This is a genomic window from Albidovulum salinarum (assembly GCF_025673475.1).
Classification (GTDB): domain Bacteria; phylum Pseudomonadota; class Alphaproteobacteria; order Rhodobacterales; family Rhodobacteraceae; genus Albidovulum; species Albidovulum salinarum.
Map to the genome: position 1 here is coordinate 115,226 of NZ_JAOVQO010000002.1, position 20,979 is coordinate 136,204.

The window sequence follows — 20,979 nt, forward strand, 5'->3', positions numbered from 1 at the left end:
TGTTTTACATCAACTTGCGGCGCCGTGTCACGCGGATATCAAGGTCGGTAATCTTCTTGCGCAAAGTATTGCGATTGATGCCGAGAAGATCGGCGCATTTCGCTTGGTTTCCGCTGGTCGCGTCGAGCGCGATCTCGATCAGCGGGGTCTCCATCTCCTTGAGAATGCGGTCATAAAGGCCGGGCGGCGGCAGTCCGTCGCCATGCAGGTCGAAATAGCGCTTGAGATGCCGCGCGATCGAGGCCGAAAGCCGCTCACCCTCCTCCGCGGCCCCGGCGCGGGGCAGTTCGGCCGGCGCTGGCCCGAGTGCCGCGTCGACTTCGGCGCGGGTGATTTCGGCGCCGAGCGCAGTAAACATCAGCCTGCGAATCGTGTTCTCGAGCTGGCGCACGTTGCCGGGCCAGCGGTAGGCGCGAATGAGAGCGGTGGCCTCGTCGCTCAGCCGCCGCGCCGGGGCGCCGTCGCGCTCGGCGCGGGCGAGGAAATGCTCGGTCAGGAGCGGGATGTCATCCACCCTCTCGCGCAGCGCGGGCACCGCGAGGGTGACGCCGCCGAGCCGGTAGTAGAGATCGTTTCGGAACCGGCCCGCCTCCAGCTTCGCCGCCAGATCCTCCTGGCTCGTCGCGAGGATCCGCGGCGCGTTGTCGGTGAACGTATCGAACATCCGCACGATCCGGCCCTGCAGCTCGGAATCGAAATCCCCTACCTCGTCAAAGACGATCGTGCCGCCCCGGGCGCGGGCGATGAGCGATGACGGTCCGTCGACGCCGTGCAGGTCGGCGGCCTGGGCGGTGATGAAGGGCATCGTGCGGCGGTCGGAGAAATCATGGATCGCGCGGGCCACGAGCGACTTGCCGGTGCCGGATTCGCCGGTGATCAGCACCGGCAGATCGGCGTTCATGACCCGCGCCACGAGCCGGTAGAGCGCCTGCATTGCCGGGGTGCGGCCGACCAGCGGCAGGTCCTCGGCGGCCTCGCGCGGCGCCGCTGCGGCCGGCGCGGTGCGATGCTTCTGGCTCAACGCGCGCGAGGCGCGCTTCATCAGGTCGGGCAGGTCGAAGGGCTTCGGCAGGTAGTCGTAGGCCTCGGCCTCGGCGGCCTGGATCGCCGTCATGATCGTGTTCTGGGCCGAGATCACGATCACCGGCAGGCCGGGGCGCACGGCGGCGATCTTCGGCAGTGCCTCGATGCCGTTGCCGTCGGGCATGACCACGTCCGAGATCACCAGGTCGCCCTTGCCCTCCTCGACCCAGCGCATCAGGGTCACGAGCGAAGAGGTCGCATGGACCTTGCAGCCCGCACGCGTCAGCGCCTGGGTCAGCACGGTGCGGATCGTGCGGTCGTCATCGGCGACAAGGACGGTGCCATCCATCAGAAGCCCTCCTCAGGTTTCGGGGCGACGGGAAGCGAGAGGCGGAAGGTGGTGCGCCCGGGCACGGAATCCGCGGTGATCCAGCCGTCGTGATCGGCGACGATCTTCGAGACGAGCGCGAGCCCGAGCCCGGTGCCGTTCTCGCGCCCAGAGACGAAGGGATCGAAGATCGCCTCGGCGATCTCGGGCGGGATGCCCGGCCCGTCGTCGCTGACCTCGATCTGCAGCGGCAGCGACGTGCCACTGCCGTCGGCGCGCCGCAGCCTCAGCGCGTGGTCGTAGAAGGTGCGGATCCGGATCGTGCCGGGCTGGCCCTTCGCCGCCTCGGCCGCGTTCTTCAGGAGGTTAAGCACCACCTGCAAAAGCTGGTCGGCATCCCCCCGCGTCGGCGGCAGCGAAGGGTCGTAATCCTCCTGGATCGTCATATGCGCGGCGAAACCGAGGATCGCGGAGCGCCGCGCCCGGTCGAGCACGTCGTGGATATTGACCGCCCGCGCCTCGGGCGGGCGCAGGTTGCCGAACTGTTCGACCTGCTCGAGAAGCTTCACGATCCGCCGGGTTTCGGCCACGATAAGGTCAGCTAGTTCAATGTCTTCCGGCCCGAGGTTCATCGACAGGAGCTGGGCTGCCCCGGTGATCCCGGCCAGCGGGTTCTTGATCTCGTGCGCCAGCATCTCGGCCATGCCGATGGCCGAGCGGGCAGCCGATCTCATCCCCTGCCCGCGCCCCAGTCGCTCGGCAAACTCGCGCGGCGAGATCATCAGGAGGATCGTGCCCGGCGCATCCGCCAGCGGCGCGGCCTGCAGGTTGCAGGTCACCGGCGCCCGTTCGCCCGTGCCGACGTCGACATCGTTGATGAAAAGCGAGGCATTGTTGGCGCGCACACGGGCGAACACCTCCTCGAGCGGCGCGTCGATCGCGAGCCGGTCGAAGACCGGCTGACCCGCAAAGGATCGTGCCGACATGTTGAGAAAGAGCTCGGCCGCGGGATTGAGGTCAAGCGCCCGGTCTTCGGCATCAATCAGGATCGCCGGCACCGGCAGCGAGGCCCAGAGCGTCGCGGCGGACGGCAGCGTCATGCCGCCCGCCCCACGAGGGCGCCGCCGATCCCGGCGCGGATCAGGGCGTGCACCTCGACCGGATCCGTCGCCACCATGATCCGCGCCCGCAGGCGCGCCTCCATCCCCGCCTCGTCGGCATACCAGCCGAGATGCTTGCGGGCGATCCGGACCCCGAGCTCGCGCCCGTAGAACGACAACATTGCCTCGTAATGACCTGAAATCATGTCAGAAAGCGCCATCCCTTCCGGTACGGCCGGAGCCTGCCGGCCATAGAGCGCCGCCGCGATCTCGGCGAGCCGCCACGGCGCCCCTTGTGCGCCCCGCCCGACCATCACCCCGTCTGAGCCGGAAGCCGCGAGGGCCGTCCGCGCGGAGGCGACATCGATGATATCGCCATTCGCGATGACCGGGATCCGCACCTCCTCCTTGACCGCGCGGATCGCCGCCCAGTCGGCACTGCCCTTGTAGAATTGTTGGCGGGTGCGGCCATGCACGGTGATCATCCGGATCCCGGCCGCCTCGGCCCGCCGGGCGAGTTCGGGCGCATTGAGGCAATCGGCATCCCAGCCGAGCCGGCATTTCAGCGTCACCGGCAGGTCGACCGCGCCCACCACCGCCTCGATCAGCCCGAGCGCATGGTCGGGATCGCGCATCAACGCCGAGCCCGACAGCCCGCCGGTGACCTTCTTGGCCGGGCAACCCATGTTGATGTCGATGATCCGCGCGCCCATGTCCGCGACGATGCGCGCCGCCTCGGCCATCGCCCGTGCCTCGCGGCCGGCAAGCTGCACCGAGGTCGCGGTGCTGTCGGCAAGCCCGAGATCGGTCCGTGCCTTCGCCCGGACCGAGGGCTTCTCGGTCAGAAGCTCTCCGGAGGCCACCATCTCGGATACGGTGAGGCCCGCGCCGAATGACGCGACCAACCGCCGGAACGGCAGGTCGGTGATGCCCGCGAGCGGGGCGAGCAGGACCGGCGGGTCGAGCGTGACCGGACCGAGATCGAGCGCCATATGCCTAATCCTTGTGCAGGTGCCCCTCTGTTAGTCGGCCTTGCCATGAAAGGCAAACGGAACGGCCCGCCGGATCGGGTCCAGGCAAGAGTTGCCCGGTTTTTGGGCGCTTCTGCCGCAGGGCGCGACCAGCCGCGCCATTGCCGGAACGCGCCGGGGCGATTAGAGCAGGAGAAAACGGAGGACGGCGTGGCGGAAAACGCGAAGACGGCGGTGATCATCGTTGCGGCGGGCCGCGGCATGAGGGCCGGAGGGGCCGAGCCGAAACAATGGCGGCAGATCGGCGGGCGGAGCCTCCTGTCCCGCACGGTCGAGGCCTTCGCAGGCGTTGGCCGGATCGTCGTCGTGCTGCATCCCGACGACATGGCGCGCGGGCTCGCCGCGTTCGCCGGGCGGGTGACGCTGGTCGCCGGGGGCGCGACGCGCGCGCAATCGGTGCGCAACGCGCTGGAATCGCTTGACCCCTCCCGGATCGACCGGGTTCTCATCCATGACGGTGCCCGCCCCTTCGTCTCGGCTGCACTCATCGAGAACGTTCTCGGCGCGCTCGACACCAAGCCGGCCGCGGCGCCGGCGCTTGCCGTGACGGATGCGCTCTGGACCGGGGCGGAGGGACGCGTCACCGGCATCCGGCCGCGCGACGGGCTCTTTCGCGCCCAGACCCCGCAGGGTTTCCGCTTCGCGGAGATCCTCGCCGCCCACCGCGCCTTTCCGGGCGACGCCGCCGACGATGTCGAGGTGGCGCTGGCCGCGGGGCTTGACGTCGCCATCGTCGAGGGCGAGGAGGAGAACATCAAGATCACCTGGCCCGGCGATTTCGACCGCGCCGAACGGAAAGTGGGGCTTGGGATGGATGTCCGCACCGGAAACGGCTTCGACGTGCACGCCTTTAAGGCGGGCGACCATGTCATGCTCTGCGGCGTGCGGGTGCCGCATACGCAAGCGCTGCTCGGCCATTCCGACGCCGATGTCGGGATGCACGCGCTGTCCGACGCGATCTACGGCGCTCTGGCCGAAGGCGATATCGGTCGCCATTTCCCGCCCTCGGACCCGCAATGGAAGGGGGCCGCGAGCGAGATCTTCCTCGCCCATGCCGCTGAGCTTGCGCGATCGAAGGGCTACCGGCTCTCGAACGCCGATGTGACGCTGATCTGCGAGCGCCCGAAGATCGGCCCGCATGCTATTGACATGGCAGGGGAACTCGCGCGGATCACCGGCGTGGAGCCGGACCGGATCAGCGTCAAGGCCACGACCTCAGAGCGGCTCGGCTTTACCGGTCGCGAGGAGGGAATCGCCGCCCTCGCTTGCGTGACGCTGGTGAAGCCATGACGCTGCCGCGACTCATCGCCACCTGGTTCGGCACCGGGCTCCTGCGACCCGCTCCGGGCACCTGGGGCTCGGCGGTCGCGGTGGCGCTCGGCCTCGTGATCCACGGGATCGGGCATTTCCCGCTCCTGCTGGCCGCGACGATCCTCGTGATCCCGCTCGGCTTCTGGGCTACGGCAGGGGCCGTCGCGGGACAGGCCGACAAGGACCCCTCGGAGATCGTCATCGACGAGGTGGCGGGCCAGTGGATCGCGCTCCTCTTTCCCTCCGCCGGGTTCTGGTGGGCCGGGCTCGACAGTTGGCACTTCCCCTGGCCGGGCTGGGTCGCGGCCTTCCTCTTCTTCCGGCTCTTCGACATCTGGAAGCCGGGGCCCGTCGGCCGCGCCGATCGTAAACATACCGCCGCCGGCACGATGGAGGATGACCTCTGGGCCGGTCTCTTCGCCGGTGTGGCGACGATGATCGCCGCCGGCCTCTGGCACGGGGTCGTGCGGCTGTGAACCGGGCGGCGACGCTCCTGTCGCTGGCGCGGTCTCGAGGCGCCATGATCGCCACGGCGGAAAGCTGCACCGGCGGGCTGATCGCGGGCGCGATCACCGAGGTCGCGGGTGCTTCCGACATCTTCGACCGCGGCTTCGTCACCTATTCAAACGCCGCCAAGGTCGCGATGCTCGGCGTGTCGGAGGCGACGCTCGCGGCTCACGGCGCCGTCAGCGAGGCGGTGGCGTGCGAGATGGCCGAGGGCGCGCTCGCCCGCTCCGGGGCGACGCTCGCCGTCGCCGTCACCGGCATCGCTGGGCCGGGCGGATCCGAGCACAAACCCGAGGGGCGGGTCTGTTTCGGCCTCGCCCACAAGGGCGCGCCGACGCGCGTCGAGACGGTGGAGTTCGGCGCCCCTGGCCGCTCCGAGGTGCGGGCGGCGTCGGTCGAGCATGCGCTCGACCTCCTGATCGCCGCACTCGGCGGCTGATCCGCGCCGCGCTGGTTTTTTCGTCACAACCTCGGGAAACCGCCCAAATTGCGGGCAGATTGTAAACTGCCCTGATTTTCGGCGCGTTTCCGAAGAACGGGCTTTGCGCGACGGCCACTTCACGCTTTTCCGCGCGGACAGGAATGCTCGCGAAAGGAAATGCAGATGAATGGCGCCGATACCGCCTGGATCCTCGTGGCGACCGGCCTCGTCCTCCTGATGACGTTGCCGGGATTGGCGCTGTTCTACGGCGGGCTCGTCCGGGCGCGGAACGTGCTCTCGGTCTTCATGCACTGCTTCGCGGTCGCCTGCCTGATGAGCGTGCTCTGGCTCCTCTGCGGCTACTCGATCGCCTTCGGCGGCGAGGACCCGCTCTGGGGCGGCCTGTCCCGCGCCTTCCTCGCCGGCGTCGATGCAACGACCGTGAAGGGCACCCTTCCCGAGGTGCTGTTCTTCGCCTTCCAGATGACCTTCGCGATCATCACGCCCGCGCTCTTCCTCGGCGCCTTCGCCGAGCGCGTGGGCTTCGGCTTCGTCCTCCTCTTTTCCGCGCTCTGGATGCTGCTCGTCTACGCGCCGGTCGCGCACTGGATCTGGGGCGGCGGCTTCCTCGCCGATGGTGGGATCTTCGGCGCGACGGGCACGAAGGACTTCGCCGGCGGGATCGTGGTGCATGAGACCGCTGGCCTCGCCGCGCTGGTCCTTGCGGTGATGGTCGGCCCGCGCAAGAACCGCACCACGCCGCCGCACAATCCGGGCTTCGTGGCGATCGGCGCGGGGCTCCTCTGGGTCGGCTGGTTCGGCTTCAACGGCGGCTCGCAGCTCGCCGCCGACGGCGGTGCGGCGATGGCGATCACCGTTACGCATCTCTCCGCCGCGACCGCCTCGCTCACCTGGGCGCTCTGGGAGCGGGTGAAATTCGGCCGCGCCTCGCTCGTCGGCCTCGTCACCGGCACCATCGCCGGGCTCGCCTCGATCACCCCGGCTTCCGGCTTCGTCGGTCCGCTCGAGGCGCTGGTGATCGGAGCGGTCGCGGGCGTCCTTTGCCAGGAGGCGGTGGCGCTCATCCGCAACCGGATCCGTATCGACGACACGCTCGACGTCTTCGCCGTCCACGGCGTCGGCGGCATTTTCGGCACGGTGATGATCGCGGCCTTCGGCGCGGGCAGCTGGACCGCGCAGCTCGGCGCGCTGGCCATCGTCGGGGTCTTCACCGTCTCCGCGACATGGATCCTCGCCAGGCTCGCGGGGCTCGTCACGCCGATCCGGGTCGATGCGGAAACCGAGTTCAACGGGCTCGACATCGCCGCCCACGGAGAGCGCGCCTACGACATCACGTCGTAGGCGCGCTCGACCTGTCGCGTGAACGGGGCCCTCGGGGCCCCGTTCTCCTTCGGATCAGACCTGTCCGTAAAGCGCCGCCGCGCGGGCCTCGAAGGCGCGCACGACGCGGTGCATCGCCTCGTCGAACACCACGCCAATCAGCTTTTGCAGAATCGCGTTGCGGAAGGCGAAATCGACGAAGAACGACACCTCGCAGCCCCCCACGGCGCGGTCGCGGAAGTTCCAGCTCGACTGCAGGTGATGGAACGGCCCGTCGAGATACTCCGTCTCGATCCGCCGCTCGTCAGGCCAGAGCACGACCCGACTTCCGAAGCGTTCGCGGAACACCTTGAACGAGATCACCAGGTCGGCCTCCATCAGCTCGGACCCGTCCTCGCGCTTGCGCCGTGTGCGGATCCGCGCCGCCGCGGTCCAGGGCAGGAACTCGGGATAGCGCGCGACATCGGCCACCAGATCGTACATCTGCGCCGCGGTGTAGGGCATCGTCCGCGTTTCGGAATGTGTCGGCATCCCCATCCCCTTGGTGACTCTGGCGGCCCATGTCGCTAAATGGGAGCACAAGATCAAGAGGGCCCCATGCCGCACAAACCCTATGTCATCGACGAAATGATCTCGGCCAAGGCCATCGCGGCACGGGTCGAGGCGCTCGCCAAGGAAATCACGCGGGCGTTTGGCGGTACCGACAAGCTCGTCGTGGTCGGGCTCCTGCGCGGCTCCTTCGTCTTCATAGCCGATCTGGTGCGCGAGATCGACCTGCCGGTCGAGGTCGATTTCCTCGAAGCCTCCTCCTATGGCAATGCGATGGAAAGCTCGCGCGAGGTGCGGATCCTGAAGGACCTGCGCGGCGAGATCTCCGGCCGCGACGTCCTTGTCGTCGAGGACATCGTCGACACAGGATTCACGCTCAGCCATGTCGTGCGGCTCCTGAAAAGTCGCGAGCCAAGGCGGCTCGAGGTCTGCGCGCTGCTCGACAAGCCCTCGCGGCGCGAGGTCGATATCCGTGCGACCTGGACCGGGTTCGAGATTCCGGACGAGTTCGTCGTGGGTTACGGCATCGACTTCGCGCAGCGCAACCGCAACCTGCCGCATATCGGCAAGGTGCGCTTCACCGAACCGGAGGCCGGTGAGCCGGCATGAACCCGATCCATCTCCTGCGGATGGCGCGGATCGCCCGCCACCCGCCGTCGCGAAACCGTGTCCTGCTCGTCGCGGCGGTGGTCGTGATTTGCCTCGCCTTGGCCGGGCTCGAACGGCTCGGCCTCGCGCCCGGTGGCGCACTCGTCGATCCCGGCGGCACCGTGCCGAAGGTGCGCCCGCTGCCCTGAACCTCGCCGGCTCAGGGTACTCCAACGGCTCCCCGAAGCCGCGGCGCGATGGCGCGCAATGCCTCTGAAAGCAGCCTGCGGGTTTCGGCGATCCGCGGCACCTCGGCCAGATCGGCATGGCTCGCAACCCAGATATCGACCGACAGGTCCGGCAGGATGCCCGTCACCCGTTCGAGCCGGGGATCCTCGGCGCCGAGGAGATCCGGCAGAACCGCCATCCCCTGCCCCGTCGCCGCGACCTCGCGCAGAACCGGGAAACTGTCGGCAGCGGCAACGATCCGCGCCGGATCGACCGATGCGGCGATCCAGGTTCCGACCGGCGTGCGCGCCAGCGGGCCCGAGAGGCCAAGCCAGTCGTCGGTCGCCGCCACCTTGGCGCGGAACAGGCCGAACCCGAGCACCCCGGCGGTTTCGCCGACCAGATCCTCGGGCAGCCGGAGCGTCGGACGCACCGTGATCTCGGCATGGGTCCGCGCGAGGTCGAGATGGGTGTTCGTGCAAAGGATCTCGATCCGGAGGTCGGGCGCCTCGGAGCGCAGTTCGGCCACGATCGGCGGCAGCACGAACTGGCAGAACGTGTCGGTCGCCGTCACCCGGATCGTGCCGGACAGCGGCGAGCGCACGCCCTGCAGCATCCGCCCGACCGCCTGCACGGCACGGTCGACCTCGCGCGCCGCCTCGATGACGCGGTTTTGCACCGGCGGGACGGAATAGCCGCGCGCGGTCTTGTCGAAGATCTCGATCCCGACCGCCTCCTCGTAGGCGGCGATCCGGCGCAGGACGGTGGCGTGGTTGACGCCGAGCCGCCGCGCCGCGCCGCTGACCGAGCCCTCTTCCGCCACCGCCAGCACGAAACGAAGGTCGTCCCAGTTCTCGCGCATCACATGTTCTCCCAACGCCGTGCCGCCCGTCGTGGCCTCCGTGCGCGGCGAGCTGCTCTGTGCGTATTCTCACCAATACCATGCGAAATTTCCGATTGGTGGAAGAATTCGGCACAGCTATCCTTCCCCTTATCAATCGCAGGGAGATTTCCATGAAGACCTTTCTTTTGACGATAACCGCCGCCACGATCCTGATCACCGACGTCGCCACCGCCCAGGACGCGCCTTTCGCGCGCGAGATCAAGGTGCGCCAAGGCATCATGGGCTACCGGACCATGAATGTCGCCATTCTCGGCGCCATGGCCAAGGGCGAGGTCGACTACAACGCCGAACAGGCGCAGAAGGCCGCCGACAACCTCCTGACCGCCGCGTCGATCGACATGTCGATGCTCTGGCCGGAAGGCTCTGACGATTTCGCCAATCCCGACACGCGGGCGCTCGCCAAGATATGGGAGGGCGGTTCGGATGTCGGCGCCAAGGCGCAGGCGCTGGTCGATGCGGCGACCGCGATGCAGGCCGCGGCCGGGATTGATCTCGCGAGCCTTCAGGGCGCGTTGAAGGGCGTGGGCGATGCTTGCACGGCCTGCCACGAAGCCTACCGGGCATCTGCCAACTAATCCGGCGCGCCTTCGTTCCTGACGCGAGCCGACGATGCGCCGGATCCTTCTCAGCCTGACGATCCTCGCTGCGACGGGCGCGGCCGGCGCCTGGTTCGTGCTCCGGCCCGAGCCGCTGCCCGCCGATGCGTTGGCGGGCCTCGAGGCCGACGCCGTTCGCGGCGAGCAGGTTTTCTGGGCGGGCGGCTGCGCCGCCTGCCACTCCGCCGAGAAGGCCGAGGGTGCGGACCGGTTGGTGCTCAAGGGCGGCCGGCGCTTCCCCTCACCGTTCGGCACCTTCGTCGCACCGAACATCTCGAACGACCCTGGTGCGGGGATCGGGACATGGACCGCGCTCGGTCTCGCCAACGCGATGCTGCGCGGGGTCTCGCCCGAAGGCCGTCACTACTACCCGGTCTTTCCCTATGCGAGCTACGCGCGGGCGACGTTGCAGGATGTCGTCGACCTGCGCGCCTTTCTCGCCACGCTGCCCGCCGACCCGAGCCCCAGCGCGCCGCACGAGGTGGCGTTCCCCTACAACATCCGCCTCGGCCTCAGGCTCTGGAAACGGCTCCAACTCGACGACGGCTGGGTGGTGGCCGGCGACCTGAACCAAGCCGAGACACGGGGCCGTTACCTCGTCGAGGCGCTCGGCCATTGCGGCGAATGCCACACGCCGAGGGGGGGCCTCGGTGCGATGGACCGGAACCGCTGGCTCGCAGGCGCGCCCATTCCGGGCGGCAAGAGCCGGTTTCCGAACCTCACGCCGGCGAAGCTCACCTGGTCCGAGGCCGATATCGTCGCCTTCCTCACCACCGGCTTCACGCCGGACTACGATTCGGTCGGCGGTGCGATGGCCGAGGTGGTCGACGGCCTCTCCCATCTCGCCCCGTCCGACCGGGCGGCCATCGCCGCCTACCTCAAGCGTGTTGTACCGGCTGAGTGACGCCGGGTCGTTCCGGATTCACCGGTCGTTAACCCTGCTGCGGAAAGCTGAAGCCGGGACGCCGAACAATCACGCGACTCGGCGGTTGCCTGACGGGAGCTTTCGATGCCGATCCGTTTGCCCTGTATCTCTGCCGTCCTCGGCCTGATCGGCCTCGTGCTGGCGGTCCCGGCCCACGCCCAGAGCCGGGAAAGCCGATCGCCCGCGGCTGCAGCCCACATTGCGGCCACGCGCCCGGTGTCCGGCCCAGAAGTCCGGTCCGGGTTCGCTTACCGGGCGACGGTCGAGTGGATACGGCCGGTGACGTCTTTTGAAGGCACCGGGTTCGGGGCGCCCGGCCGGATTGACCGGCGTCTGACGGCCTTGTTCGCCGATGAACTCGGCAACGCCTTGATCAAGCAGATCCGCGCCGGAGCCGAACTCGCCGTAACCCCCGCTGCCGGCCAGCGTCTCGACCTGTCGGTCGGGTTGAATTTCTGAGCCAGCCGAGCCGCGCGTTTCAGCCGCGGCCGAGCTTTTCCAGCCGCGCCGCCCGGAGCCGGGCGAAATCCTCGCCCGCATGATAGGAGGACCGCGTGAGCGGCGTCGCCGAGACCATCAGGAATCCCTTGCCATAGGCGGCCTTCTCGTAGCCCGCGAATTCCTCCGGCGTCACGAACCTGTCGACCCGATGGTGCTTCGGCGTCGGCTGCAGGTACTGGCCGATGGTGAGGAAGTCGACGTCGGCCGCGCGCATGTCGTCCATCACCTGCCGCACCGACTGCCCGTCCTCGCCGAGCCCGACCATGATGCCGGACTTGGTGAACATCGCCGGGTCGAGTTCCTTGACCCGCTGCAGGAGCCGCAGCGAGTGGAAGTAGCGCGCGCCGGGTCGGACCGAGGGGTAGAGACCGGGCACCGTCTCGAGGTTGTGGTTGAAGACATCGGGGCGAGCTTCTACAACTTTTTCAAGAACTTCCGGCGCACACTTCAGAAAGTCCGGGGTCAGGATCTCGATCGTGGTCCCCGGCGAACGGTGCCGTACCGCGCGGATCGTCTGTGCGAAATGCTCCGCGCCGCCATCCTCGAGGTCGTCGCGGTCGACCGAGGTGATGACGACATGCTTCAGTCCCAGCGTCTCGACCGCATGGGCCACCCGCCCCGGCTCGAACGCGTCGAGCGCGTCGGGCCGGCCGGTCGCGATATTGCAGAACGAGCAGCCCCGGGTACAGATCTCGCCCATGATCATCATCGTGGCGTGACCGGCCGACCAGCATTCGCCGACGTTGGGGCAACCCGCCTCCTCGCAGACCGTTACGAGCTTGTTGGTGCGCAGGATGTCGCGGGTCTGCTTGTACCCGGCGGAAGTCGGGGCCTTCACGCGGATCCAGGCCGGTTTCTTCGGCTGCTCCTGGTCAACTCGATGCGCCTTCTCGGGATGGCGCTGGCCCGGAATCTTGAGATCTCGCAAGAGATTTTCCCTTCAACAGGTCGCAAAATCCCAATACGCCCTGCGGCGCCGGATGGCAATCTGGCTTTGGCGGGCGAATCCGCCGAATCGGAGCCCGAGGCAATGGGCACCGGCCGCGAACAGGAAACCAAAGGGACAGGACCATGAGCAAGAAACTCGTCGCCGAAGTGATCGGCACATTCATTCTGGTATTTCTCGGGTCGAGCGCGATCGTCTTCATGGCCGACGCGATCGGCCTGATCGGAATCTCGTTTGCCTTCGGCCTCGGGGTCGTGGCCGCCGCCTACGGGCTCGGCGCGATCTCGGGGGCGCATCTGAACCCGGCAGTCTCGATCGGCATGGTGACCGCCGGGCGCATGAGCGTCGGCGACTTCATCGGCTATGTCATCGCCCAGGTGATCGGCGCGATCCTCGCCATCATCGTGCTGTGGGTCATCGCCGCGGGTAATCCCGAGTGGTCGATCGCGACCAACGGCCTTGGCCAGACGACGGTCGGCGCCTACGGCACCACGGGCGCGCTCGTGTTCGAGGCGGTGGCGACCTTCCTCTTCGTCACCGTGATTCTCGGAGCCACCCATTCCAGCGCTCCGGGCGCGATGGCGGGCCTGGCAATCGGCCTGACGCTGGTATTGATCCACCTCGCGGGGATTCAGGTCTCCGGTTCCTCCGTCAATCCGGCCCGCTCGCTTGCGCCGGCGCTCTTCGTCGGCGGCGATGCGCTGGCGCAGCTCTGGCTCTACATCGCCGCGCCGCTCGCCGGCGGCGCCGCGGCGGGCGCGCTCCACGCCGCCGGGTTCACCCGTGCCGACGCATAACGCCCGCCTTCTGATCACCTGACAGCGAACGGCCCCCGTGTCGAGCGGGGGCCGTTTCCAGGCGCCGTCGTGCTATCCGATCAGCGGCGCCCTGCCGCCATTGGTCTCGTCGTAGTGGCGCTTGAGCCGCTGCAGCGCGATCCGGAGCACGATCTTTCCCGACCGCGCCGACCAGCCCATGCGCCGCTCGGCCGCCTCCAACCCTTCGAGATAGCAGCAGCAGCGCAGCACCATGTCGCCGAGTCCGGGGCCGAGATCCTTTAGCGCGGCCGCAACCCGATCGCGCGCCCTGCCCGATCCGCCGCCAAGCCCGCCGTCGCCCGCGAAACTGCCGCGGTCGCCGGCGGTCAGGAAGCGGTCCCAGTTCTGCGCGACGCGCGGCCCCATCTGCGCCAGTTCGAAATCCTCGCGCAGCCGCTCGCCGGCAACGACGAGATCGGGCGTCAGGAACGGCTGACCATCCTTCTCCTTCCGCCGCGCCAGGACGGCGAGCGGGCTTTCCGCGAGGTTGTAGCGCATGCGCCGCGGCGTCTGCTCGCCCGGCTCCATGACTGCACGCTCGTCCCAGACCCGGTGCTGTTCGGTGAAGGGCGTCTGGGCCTCGGCGAAGCCGCCGGCCCGGGTCGATTGCTCCTCGGCCAGGAGCCGCTTCAGTGCCGCGCGGCCCGCCGTCGTGATCTCGTAGGTGGTCACCCGGCCCGGTTTCTGCACCGCGATCCAGTCCTTCAGGGCGAAGGCCTGCGCGGCAGAGCGATCGACCACCGCGATCCGCACGGTTCCCTTGAGGACGACCGCCTTTTCCATCTCCGGCGCGATCGCGAGCAGGGCACCGGCCTCGCAGAGGCGGCGCAGAATGCGGCGCGCCTCGCGCTCGACGGTGGATTCGTCGGCGATCTGAGGCTGGATCGAGCGGATCGGTGCGGTCATCGGGCAGTTCCCTTCCTGTGCAAAATCTGGTCGCGAAGTTTCCTGTGCCCGTTCCGTCCCGATCAGGCGAAGATGTAGCCGGCCGAGCCGGTCCAGTGCGTCATCGACCAGAGGATCGTCGCGACGGTTCTCGAAGGCACGAACCTTGCGCAGCACCGTCGAGGCATGGCAGCCCTCGCTCCGCGCCAGCGCGCGGATCGACAGCCCCTCCTCCGTATGGCGCAGATAAAGGCGCGCATTTTCGGGCAACCAGGCAGGCAAGCCGGCCTGCATGTGAACCATCAGCGTCATCTTTCCCCCGGATGTCCTTCAGCGCCGTCACGTCGCCTTAACCACAACGAACTCAACCGTGAGTTGCTTTTCTTACCTGATCGTTAAAAACGAGCACGACCCTGAGAATTGTTGATAAAATCTAAATTTCTTTGAACGATCCGGTCGCTCCACCGCCAAGACCCGCAACGGCGACGATTCCAGTTGCATCTTCCGGTTGTCAAATCTCCGGAGGATCAGAATGTCCGATCTACTCTCGCTCGTGTCCGAACTGCGGCGTCCCCGCCTCTTGATCCGCGCCGCCCGGGCCGGGCTTGCCGAGTACAACCGCAGCCGCGACCTGAGGCGGGTGATACGCGTAGCGGATACGCCCGCGCCGGAGCGGGCGCTGTCGGCCCTCCTGGCCGAGGAGGAGCGGTTGGAGGCGACGCGCCAGGCCGGCGACGCCTCCTACAGCTTCATCCGCCATATCGAAGTGCTGATCGCGATGATGGCCGAGGCGCGGCTCCTGCCACAGCCGGGCCGCGCCTGAATGCGAAAGGGCCGCCCTGATGGGCGGCCCTTCCTGTCCCTCGCGACTGGCGCGATCACATGAAGGCGTCGGGCATCGAGGCCTTCTTCTTCGCGACGTATTCGTTCAGCGCCTCTTCGACCGCCGGGTCGATCGCCGGCTTCTGGTAGTCGTTCAGGAGCTTGTTCACGCGCGCGCGTGCCAGCGCCACGGTGTCGCGGGCGCCTTCCTCTTCCCAGGCCTCGTAGGGCTTGTAGTCGAGCAGTTCGGTCCGCCAGAACGCCTGCTTGAAGTTCGATTGCGTGTGTTCGCAGCCGAGATAGTGGCCGCCCGGGCCGACCTCGCGGATCGCGCCCATCGCCTGGCCGGTCTCGGACATGTCGATGCCCTTGGCGAGGTGATGCAGCACACCGAGCTGGTCGGCATCCATCACGAACTTCTCGAAGGACGACACCAGGCCGCCTTCCAGCCAGCCGCAGGAATGCAGCATGAAGTTCACGCCCGCGAGGAGACCCATGTTGAGCGAGTTCGAGGTCTCGTAGGCGGCCTGCGCGTCCGGCAGCTTCGAGCCGCAGAACGAGCCCGCCGAACGGTACGGCAGCCCCATGCGGCGGGCGAGCTGGCCCGCGCCGTAGGTGATATGCGCGGCTTCCGGCGTGCCGAAGGTCGGCGCGCCCGAGTTCATGTCGATCGAGGTCACGAAGGCGCCGAAGATCACCGGCGCACCCTGACGGATGAGCTGGCTGTAGGCGACGCCCGCCAGCACCTCGGCCATGACCTGCGTCAGCGTACCCGCGACCGTCACCGGCGCCATCGCGCCGCCGACGATGAAGGGCGAGATGATGCAGGCCTGGTTGGCCTTCGCGTAGACTTCCAGAGCGCCCATCATGATCCCGTCGAAGGTCATCGGCGAGTTGATGTTGACCAGCGAGGTCATCACGGTGTTCTGGTCGACGAAGTCGTTGCCGAAGAGGATCTTCGACATCTCGACCGAATCCGCGGCGCGGACCGGCTCGGTCACCGAGCCCATGTAGGGCTTGTCGCTGAGCGTCATGTGGGCGAGCAGCATGTCGAGGTGGCGCTTGTTCACCGGGATGTCGGTCGGCTCACACACCGTGCCGCCCGAGTGATGCAGCCATTTCGACATATAGCCGAGCTTCACGAACTTGTGGAAGTCGTCGAGCGTCGCGTAGCGGCGGCCACCGTCGGCATCACGGACGAAGGGGGGGCCGTAGACCGGGGCGAAGACGAGGCCACGGCCACCCACGGTCACGTTGCGCTCCGGGTTGCGGGCGTGCTGGACGTAGGACGAGGGTGCGGTCTTGCAGAGCTGACGCGCGAGGCCCTTCGGGATGCGGACGCGCTCGCCGTCGACATCGGCGCCGGCATCCTTCCAGCGCTTCAGCGCCTCGGGGTTCTCGACGAAGTTGACGCCGACCTCCTGAAGGATCGTCTCGGCGTTGGCCTCGATGATCTCGAGCGCTTCCTCGTTGAGGATTTCGAGGTTCGGAATGTTGCGCTCGATGAACTTGGCGCATTCGATGCGGACAGCGGTGCGTTCTGCCCGGCGCGCCGCGCCGCCGCCACCCCGTGCCCGCCGGCCTTCCGAAACTTCGCTCATATCCCTGAGTCTCCTGACTATGTCGGTTTGGGGCACCTTGTACCCGCATTGGGCCGGGGCCGATTGCGGGATGCGGCGCTTCGCAAGCGAAAACGACATTTGACGACCCGGAAAGCGACGGCCGCAGGCTCCCGCGGCGTCAGGCGACGCGGGCGAGTTGCCCGGGCGCGAAAGGCTCGATCGTCACCCGGTCACCCTCGAAGGTGCAGAAGCTGCCCGGCGGCACCGAGTCCCAGCATTCGCCGGTTTCCAGGGGTTCTGAGACGACCGCGCGGCCGCGCCGCGAGTCCGACCAGCGGTGGTAGAGCGTCGGCGCCCCGGCGTCGGTTGCATAGCGCGCCGCATAGAGCTTCTCGCCATCGGAAAACGCCGCCGTCATCCGTACATGCGGCGCCGCTCCCTTCGCGCGCGACAGCACTTCGAACCGCGCTGTCGCCCGTTCGAGCGCGCCTTTGGGATCCTCGTCGAGCCCCTCGCCGAGCGCGACGAGGAACAGGGCCTCGCTGTCGGTCGCGCCCTTCCGGTGGGCATAGAGATGGTCTGGGATCAGCATCTCGGCATCGCGGCGCAGCGCGTCGTAGCCGCCGATCTGACCGTTGTGCATGAAGGACCAGCGGCCGACCGCGAACGGGTGGCAGTTGTTGCGGCTCGTCGCGGTGCCGGTCGAGGCGCGGACATGGGCGAGGAAGAGATGCGACTTCACCTGCGCCGTCAGCGAGCGCAGGTTCGGGTCCGACCAGGCCGGCAGGATATCGCGGAAGAGCCCCGGCTCCTCGCGATCGCCATACCAGGCGAGCCCGAAGCCGTCGGCATTGATCGCCGACTTGCATTCCGAGGCACACTGGCTCTGATGGATGAGCGAATGGCCCGGCCGGCTGACGATGTCCTCGAGAAAGATCGGAGTGCCGGTATAGGCCGCCCATCTGCACATGCTCTCGCCTCGCGTAGCGGGCGGCGCCTTCGGATTCCGCCACGTCCGGAAGCCTGGCACTGCCTCGTTGCTTTTGGTTAACGTAGCGCGGATCACGGCGGCAATCGACAGATTCCGTTCAGGTCTCCGTATTATCGGCGCTTCGCTGCCCGGCGGCATCAGCGCCGGGGCGCCTCCGCTCCGGTCGCCGTGACCGGATCGCCCACCGCGATACGGCCCGCCTGGACCACTTCGGCGCACCAGCCGCCGTGGCCGCGCATCGCGTTGTAGCCGCCCTGCCCCAGCGCCGCCTCCATCCGCGAACAGGGCGCGCAGGGGCTGGTGATCGTCACCTCGGCGCCGCCGATCCTCAGCCGCGCATGGCGAAGCGCGCCAAGGTTGATGCCCTTGATCACGAGATTGCGCCGCAGGAGTTCAGGCGCGACCGCCTCGCGCCGGCAGAGCGCGGCGATCACCGGCAGGTGCTCCGCCTGAATCAGCGTCAGCGCGCGCTTGCCTTCACGGGCGTGATCGCCCGCGAGCCCTGCCTCGGTCAGTTCCGCCGCATCAACCGAGACGGGATCGGCCAGCCGCTCGGGGCGCAACCCGATCCAGACCACTCGCCCCGCCCCGGCATGGGTTGCCAGAAGCCGGGCGAGATCCGCCATCAGGCTTCCTCGAGCACCATCAGGTCGCGTTCGCTGGCGCCCTTCGCATGGGCGAGCGCGGCCTGGTACTCGTCGCTGTTGTAGCAGGCGACCGCCGCTTCGAGCGACGGGAAGCGCGCCACGACGTTGCGCGGCCGCTCGTTGCCCTCGAGCTGGACATAGCGCCCGCCGCGCGCGAGAAACACGCCGCCGTGCCTGGCAATCGCCGGGCCCGCTGCCTGGGCATACTTGCCGTAGGCCTCGGCATCCGTGACCTTCACATGCGCAATCCACAGCGCGGATTTGGTCTCGCTCATTACTTCGCACCTCCGATGATCGCTTCGGCGGCCTTAACCGCCTCCTCGGCCTTCGACGCATCCGCGCCGCCGGCCTGCGCCATGTCCGGCCGCCCGCCGCCACCCTTGCCACCGAGCGCCTCGGCCGCGGCCTTGACGATGTCGACCGCCGAGAGCCGCGCGGTGAGGTCCGGCGTCACGCCCGCCGCCACCGCCGCCTTGCCGCCGGTATCGGCGACGACGAGCACCGCGCCCGACCCGATCCGCGCCTTCAGCTCATCGACGAGCGCGGGCAGGTCCTTGCCGGAGACGCCCGAGACGATCTGCGGCAGGAAGCGGATGCCGTTGACCTCGCGGTCGGCAGCGCCCTGCCCCGCGCCGCCGCCCATCGCCAGTTCGCGGCGAAGCTGCGCGACCTCGTTGGCAAGCGCCCGGCGCTCGTCCATCAGCGCCTTCACGCGAGCCGGCACGTCGGCGGCCTGCGCCTTCAGCGTCGCCGCGACCTCGCCCAGCCGCTGGTCCTGGCCGCGCAGGTGGTCGAGCGCCGCCTGACCGGTCAGCGCCTCGATCCGCCGCACCCCTGCGGAGGACGCCGAGTCGCCGAGCGCCACGAAGGCGCCGATGTCACCCGTGCGTTTCACATGGGTGCCGCCGCACAGCTCCAGCGAATAGGTGTCGCCGTCGGTACCCTTGCCGGAACCCGAAAGCGTGCCCATCGAGACGACCCGCACCTCGTCGCCGTACTTCTCGCCGAAAAGCGCCTGCGCGCCAAGCCCGCGGGCATCGTCGGGCGTCATGATCCGCGTCTCCACCGGCGAGTTCTGGCGGATGAACTCGTTGACCTCGGCCTCGACACCGGCAAGTTCCGCGCTCGTCAACCCCTTGGAATGGCTGAAATCGAAGCGGAGCCGGTCCTCGGCATTGAGCGAGCCGCGCTGCGCGACATGATCGCCAAGCGCGCGGCGGAGCGCCTCGTGCAGGAGGTGGGTCGCAGAATGGTTCGCCCGGATCGCGCTGCGGCGGGCATGGGCCACTTCCAGCTTTGCCGGCTGGCCACGGGCGATCTCGCCCTCGGCCACTTCGGCGATGTGGATGAAGATGCCGGCGGATTTCTTGGTGTCCGTCACCCTGGCCATGCCGGTATCGGTGCGGATGAAGCCGGTATCGCCGACCTGGCCGCCGCTTTCGGCATAGAAGGGCGACTGGTTGACGACGATCTGCACCTTGGCGCCGCTCGCCGCCGCACCGGTTTCCTTGCCCTCCGCGACCAGCGCGAGGATCTGGCCCTCGGCGGTCTCGGTATCGTAGCCGAGGAACTCGGTGACCCCGTGCTTTTCGGCCAGGTCGTACCAGATCGTGGCGTCCTGGGTCTCGCCCGAGCCCGCCCAGGCGGCGCGCGCCTTGGCCTTCTGCTCCTGCATCGCGTGGTCGAAGCCCGCGACATCGACGGTCCGGCCCTTCTCGCGCAGCGCATCCTGCGTGAGATCGAGCGGGAAGCCGTAGGTGTCATAGAGCTTGAACGCCGCGGCGCCCGGCAGCGGCTTGCCCTCGCCGAGTTTTCCAAGTTCGTCGTCCAGCAGACGAAGTCCGCGCTCAAGCGTCTGCTTGAAGCGGGTCTCCTCGAGCTTCAGTGTCTCCTCGATCAGCGCCTGCGCCCGCTGCAGTTCCGGATAGGCCCCGCCCATCTGCCGCACCAGCGCCGACACCAGCCGGTGCATCAGCGGATCCTGCGCGCCGAGAAGATGCGCGTGCCGCATCGCGCGGCGCATGATCCGGCGGAGCACATAGCCGCGCCCCTCGTTCGACGGCATCACCCCGTCGGCGATCAGGAACGAGGTGGATCGCAGGTGGTCGGCGATGACCCGGTGGTGGATCTTGCCCGGCCCGTCGGGATCGGTCGAGGTGCCATGCGCCGAGGCCTCGATGAGGCTCCTCATCAGGTCGGTGTCGTAGTTGTCGTGCTTGCCCTGCAGAAGCGCGCCGATCCGCTCCAGCCCCATGCCGGTGTCGATCGACTGCATGTCGAGTGCGCGCATCGAGCCGTCCTCGAACTGCTCGTTCTGCATGAAGACGAGGTTCCAGATCTCGATGAAGCGGTCGCCGTCCTGCTCGGCCGAGCCGGGAGGGCCGCCCCAGATATGGTCACCGTGGTCGTAGAAGATCTCGGTGCAGGGGCCGCAGGGACCGGTCGGCCCCATGCGCCAGAAATTGTCATCCGTTGGGATGCGGATGATGCGGTCGTCGGGAAGTCCCGCGACCTTCTTCCAGATCCCGGCCGCCTCGTCGTCGGTGTGGTAGACCGTGACGAGGAGCTTGTCCTTGTTCAGTCCGAAATCCTTCGTGAGAAGTTCCCAGGCGTAGGGGATCGCCTCGGCCTTGAAATAGTCGCCGAAGGAGAAGTTCCCCAGCATCTCGAAGAACGTATGGTGCCGCGCCGTGTAGCCGACGTTGTCGAGGTCGTTGTGCTTGCCGCCCGCGCGGACGCATTTCTGGCTGGTGGAGGCGCGGACATAATCGCGCGTCTCGACCCCGGTGAAGAGGTTCTTGAACTGCACCATGCCCGAGTTGGTGAACATCAGCGTCGGGTCGTTGCGCGGGACGAGCGGCGAGCTGTCGACGATCCGGTGATCGTTGCGCCGGAAGAAGTCGAGGAAGGTCGAGCGGATGTCGTTCAGGCTGGGCATCGGGCGGGCCTCTCGGG

General features: G+C 68.1%; 23 protein-coding genes. 11 read left to right on the plus strand and 12 right to left on the minus strand.

All coding sequences use genetic code 11. The annotated features are described in order from the left end of the window. Window positions 1-4: 4 nt before the first annotated feature. The 3 genes from OEZ60_RS02570 to dusB are packed head-to-tail and all read right to left on the minus strand — an operon-like array spanning window position 5 to window position 3,443. A complete protein-coding gene (locus OEZ60_RS02570) occupies window positions 5-1,372 on the minus strand; it encodes a sigma-54 dependent transcriptional regulator (RefSeq protein ID WP_263332917.1) in 1,368 nt (455 codons plus the stop codon). Then, window positions 1,372-2,451 (minus strand): two-component system sensor histidine kinase NtrB, encoded by a 1,080-nt coding sequence (locus tag OEZ60_RS02575; RefSeq protein WP_263332919.1) that lies wholly within the window; start codon window positions 2,449-2,451, stop codon window positions 1,372-1,374. The genes OEZ60_RS02570 and OEZ60_RS02575 overlap by 1 nt, the downstream gene beginning before the upstream one ends. After that, window positions 2,448-3,443: a tRNA dihydrouridine synthase DusB gene (gene dusB / locus OEZ60_RS02580; RefSeq protein WP_263332921.1), complete on the minus strand. Its 996-nt coding sequence runs from the start codon at window positions 3,441-3,443 to the stop codon at window positions 2,448-2,450. Before dusB ends, OEZ60_RS02575 begins: the two co-directional genes overlap by 4 nt. 189 nt (window positions 3,444-3,632) lie before the next feature. Between dusB and OEZ60_RS02585 the strand changes: the two genes are divergently transcribed. The 4 genes from OEZ60_RS02585 (at window position 3,633) to OEZ60_RS02600 (ending at window position 7,083) form a co-directional block, all read left to right on the plus strand. Beyond that, on the plus strand, window positions 3,633-4,772 hold the full coding sequence (locus OEZ60_RS02585; RefSeq protein WP_263332923.1) for a bifunctional 2-C-methyl-D-erythritol 4-phosphate cytidylyltransferase/2-C-methyl-D-erythritol 2,4-cyclodiphosphate synthase: 1,140 nt from the start codon (window positions 3,633-3,635) through the stop codon (window positions 4,770-4,772). Then, window positions 4,769-5,269 (plus strand): phosphatidylglycerophosphatase A family protein, encoded by a 501-nt coding sequence (locus OEZ60_RS02590; RefSeq protein ID WP_263332925.1) that lies wholly within the window; start codon window positions 4,769-4,771, stop codon window positions 5,267-5,269. Before OEZ60_RS02585 ends, OEZ60_RS02590 begins: the two co-directional genes overlap by 4 nt. Continuing rightward, a complete protein-coding gene (locus OEZ60_RS02595; RefSeq protein WP_263332927.1) occupies window positions 5,266-5,739 on the plus strand; it encodes a CinA family protein in 474 nt (157 codons plus the stop codon). The genes OEZ60_RS02590 and OEZ60_RS02595 overlap by 4 nt, the downstream gene beginning before the upstream one ends. Before the next feature lie 165 nt (window positions 5,740-5,904). Beyond that, window positions 5,905-7,083, plus strand: coding sequence for an ammonium transporter (locus tag OEZ60_RS02600; RefSeq protein WP_263332929.1), 1,179 nt, complete (start codon window positions 5,905-5,907; stop codon window positions 7,081-7,083). Window positions 7,084-7,137: 54 nt separating this feature from the next. Here OEZ60_RS02600 and OEZ60_RS02605 read toward each other — a convergent pair whose 3' ends face one another. Further along, complete coding sequence (locus tag OEZ60_RS02605) at window positions 7,138-7,593, minus strand: type II toxin-antitoxin system RatA family toxin (RefSeq protein ID WP_263332931.1); 456 nt, start codon at window positions 7,591-7,593, stop codon at window positions 7,138-7,140. A 66-nt stretch (window positions 7,594-7,659) separates the two neighbouring features. Here OEZ60_RS02605 and hpt point away from each other — a divergent pair, with 66 nt between their 5' ends. Together hpt and OEZ60_RS02615 are read left to right on the plus strand one after the other, a co-directional pair. After that, complete coding sequence (hpt, locus tag OEZ60_RS02610; RefSeq protein ID WP_263332933.1) at window positions 7,660-8,220, plus strand: hypoxanthine phosphoribosyltransferase; 561 nt, start codon at window positions 7,660-7,662, stop codon at window positions 8,218-8,220. Next, complete coding sequence (locus tag OEZ60_RS02615; protein WP_263332935.1) at window positions 8,217-8,408, plus strand: hypothetical protein; 192 nt, start codon at window positions 8,217-8,219, stop codon at window positions 8,406-8,408. The genes hpt and OEZ60_RS02615 overlap by 4 nt, the downstream gene beginning before the upstream one ends. 11 nt (window positions 8,409-8,419) lie before the next feature. Here OEZ60_RS02615 and OEZ60_RS02620 read toward each other — a convergent pair whose 3' ends face one another. Next, window positions 8,420-9,289 carry a LysR family transcriptional regulator gene (locus OEZ60_RS02620; protein WP_263332937.1) on the minus strand — a complete coding sequence of 290 codons (870 nt, stop codon included), beginning with the start codon at window positions 9,287-9,289 and terminating at the stop codon, window positions 8,420-8,422. A 152-nt stretch (window positions 9,290-9,441) separates the two neighbouring features. On the opposite strand from OEZ60_RS02620, the gene OEZ60_RS02625 reads away from it, so the two are divergent. The 3 genes from OEZ60_RS02625 (at window position 9,442) to OEZ60_RS02635 (ending at window position 11,311) form a co-directional block, all read left to right on the plus strand. Next, entirely contained in the window at window positions 9,442-9,906 is a 465-nt protein-coding gene (locus tag OEZ60_RS02625; protein ID WP_263332939.1) for a c-type cytochrome, read from the plus strand. 34 nt (window positions 9,907-9,940) lie between these two features. Then, on the plus strand, window positions 9,941-10,831 hold the full coding sequence (locus OEZ60_RS02630) for a cytochrome c (RefSeq protein ID WP_263332940.1): 891 nt from the start codon (window positions 9,941-9,943) through the stop codon (window positions 10,829-10,831). Between the two features lie 105 nt (window positions 10,832-10,936). Continuing rightward, the gene (locus OEZ60_RS02635; protein ID WP_263332942.1) at window positions 10,937-11,311 is read left to right on the plus strand and encodes a hypothetical protein; all 375 of its coding nucleotides are present in this window, start codon (window positions 10,937-10,939) and stop codon (window positions 11,309-11,311) included. 19 nt (window positions 11,312-11,330) lie between these two features. On the opposite strand, the gene lipA is transcribed toward OEZ60_RS02635, so the two are convergent. Next, window positions 11,331-12,281 (minus strand): lipoyl synthase, encoded by a 951-nt coding sequence (gene lipA / locus OEZ60_RS02640; protein WP_263332943.1) that lies wholly within the window; start codon window positions 12,279-12,281, stop codon window positions 11,331-11,333. A gap of 143 nt (window positions 12,282-12,424) precedes the next feature. Between lipA and OEZ60_RS02645 the strand changes: the two genes are divergently transcribed. Further along, window positions 12,425-13,096, plus strand: coding sequence for an aquaporin (locus OEZ60_RS02645; protein ID WP_263332945.1), 672 nt, complete (start codon window positions 12,425-12,427; stop codon window positions 13,094-13,096). A gap of 72 nt (window positions 13,097-13,168) precedes the next feature. On the opposite strand, the gene OEZ60_RS02650 is transcribed toward OEZ60_RS02645, so the two are convergent. Then, the gene (locus tag OEZ60_RS02650; protein ID WP_263332947.1) at window positions 13,169-14,314 is read right to left on the minus strand and encodes a DUF6456 domain-containing protein; all 1,146 of its coding nucleotides are present in this window, start codon (window positions 14,312-14,314) and stop codon (window positions 13,169-13,171) included. A gap of 220 nt (window positions 14,315-14,534) precedes the next feature. On the opposite strand from OEZ60_RS02650, the gene OEZ60_RS02655 reads away from it, so the two are divergent. Then, window positions 14,535-14,825, plus strand: a complete 291-nt coding sequence (locus OEZ60_RS02655; RefSeq protein ID WP_263332949.1) for a DUF6477 family protein — start codon at window positions 14,535-14,537, stop codon at window positions 14,823-14,825. A gap of 55 nt (window positions 14,826-14,880) precedes the next feature. Here OEZ60_RS02655 and OEZ60_RS02660 read toward each other — a convergent pair whose 3' ends face one another. From OEZ60_RS02660 to alaS, 5 genes are all read right to left on the minus strand, one after another. After that, window positions 14,881-16,425: a trimethylamine methyltransferase family protein gene (locus tag OEZ60_RS02660; protein ID WP_263332951.1), complete on the minus strand. Its 1,545-nt coding sequence runs from the start codon at window positions 16,423-16,425 to the stop codon at window positions 14,881-14,883. 139 nt (window positions 16,426-16,564) lie between these two features. Further along, window positions 16,565-17,356, minus strand: coding sequence for a class II glutamine amidotransferase (locus tag OEZ60_RS02665; protein WP_263332955.1), 792 nt, complete (start codon window positions 17,354-17,356; stop codon window positions 16,565-16,567). Window positions 17,357-17,514: 158 nt separating this feature from the next. Continuing rightward, window positions 17,515-18,003 carry an MOSC domain-containing protein gene (locus tag OEZ60_RS02670; protein WP_263332956.1) on the minus strand — a complete coding sequence of 163 codons (489 nt, stop codon included), beginning with the start codon at window positions 18,001-18,003 and terminating at the stop codon, window positions 17,515-17,517. Continuing rightward, window positions 18,003-18,299, minus strand: a complete 297-nt coding sequence (locus OEZ60_RS02675) for a DUF1330 domain-containing protein (RefSeq protein WP_263332958.1) — start codon at window positions 18,297-18,299, stop codon at window positions 18,003-18,005. Before OEZ60_RS02675 ends, OEZ60_RS02670 begins: the two co-directional genes overlap by 1 nt. After that, window positions 18,299-20,962: an alanine--tRNA ligase gene (alaS, locus tag OEZ60_RS02680; RefSeq protein WP_263332959.1), complete on the minus strand. Its 2,664-nt coding sequence runs from the start codon at window positions 20,960-20,962 to the stop codon at window positions 18,299-18,301. Before alaS ends, OEZ60_RS02675 begins: the two co-directional genes overlap by 1 nt. Window positions 20,963-20,979 lie beyond the last annotated feature (17 nt).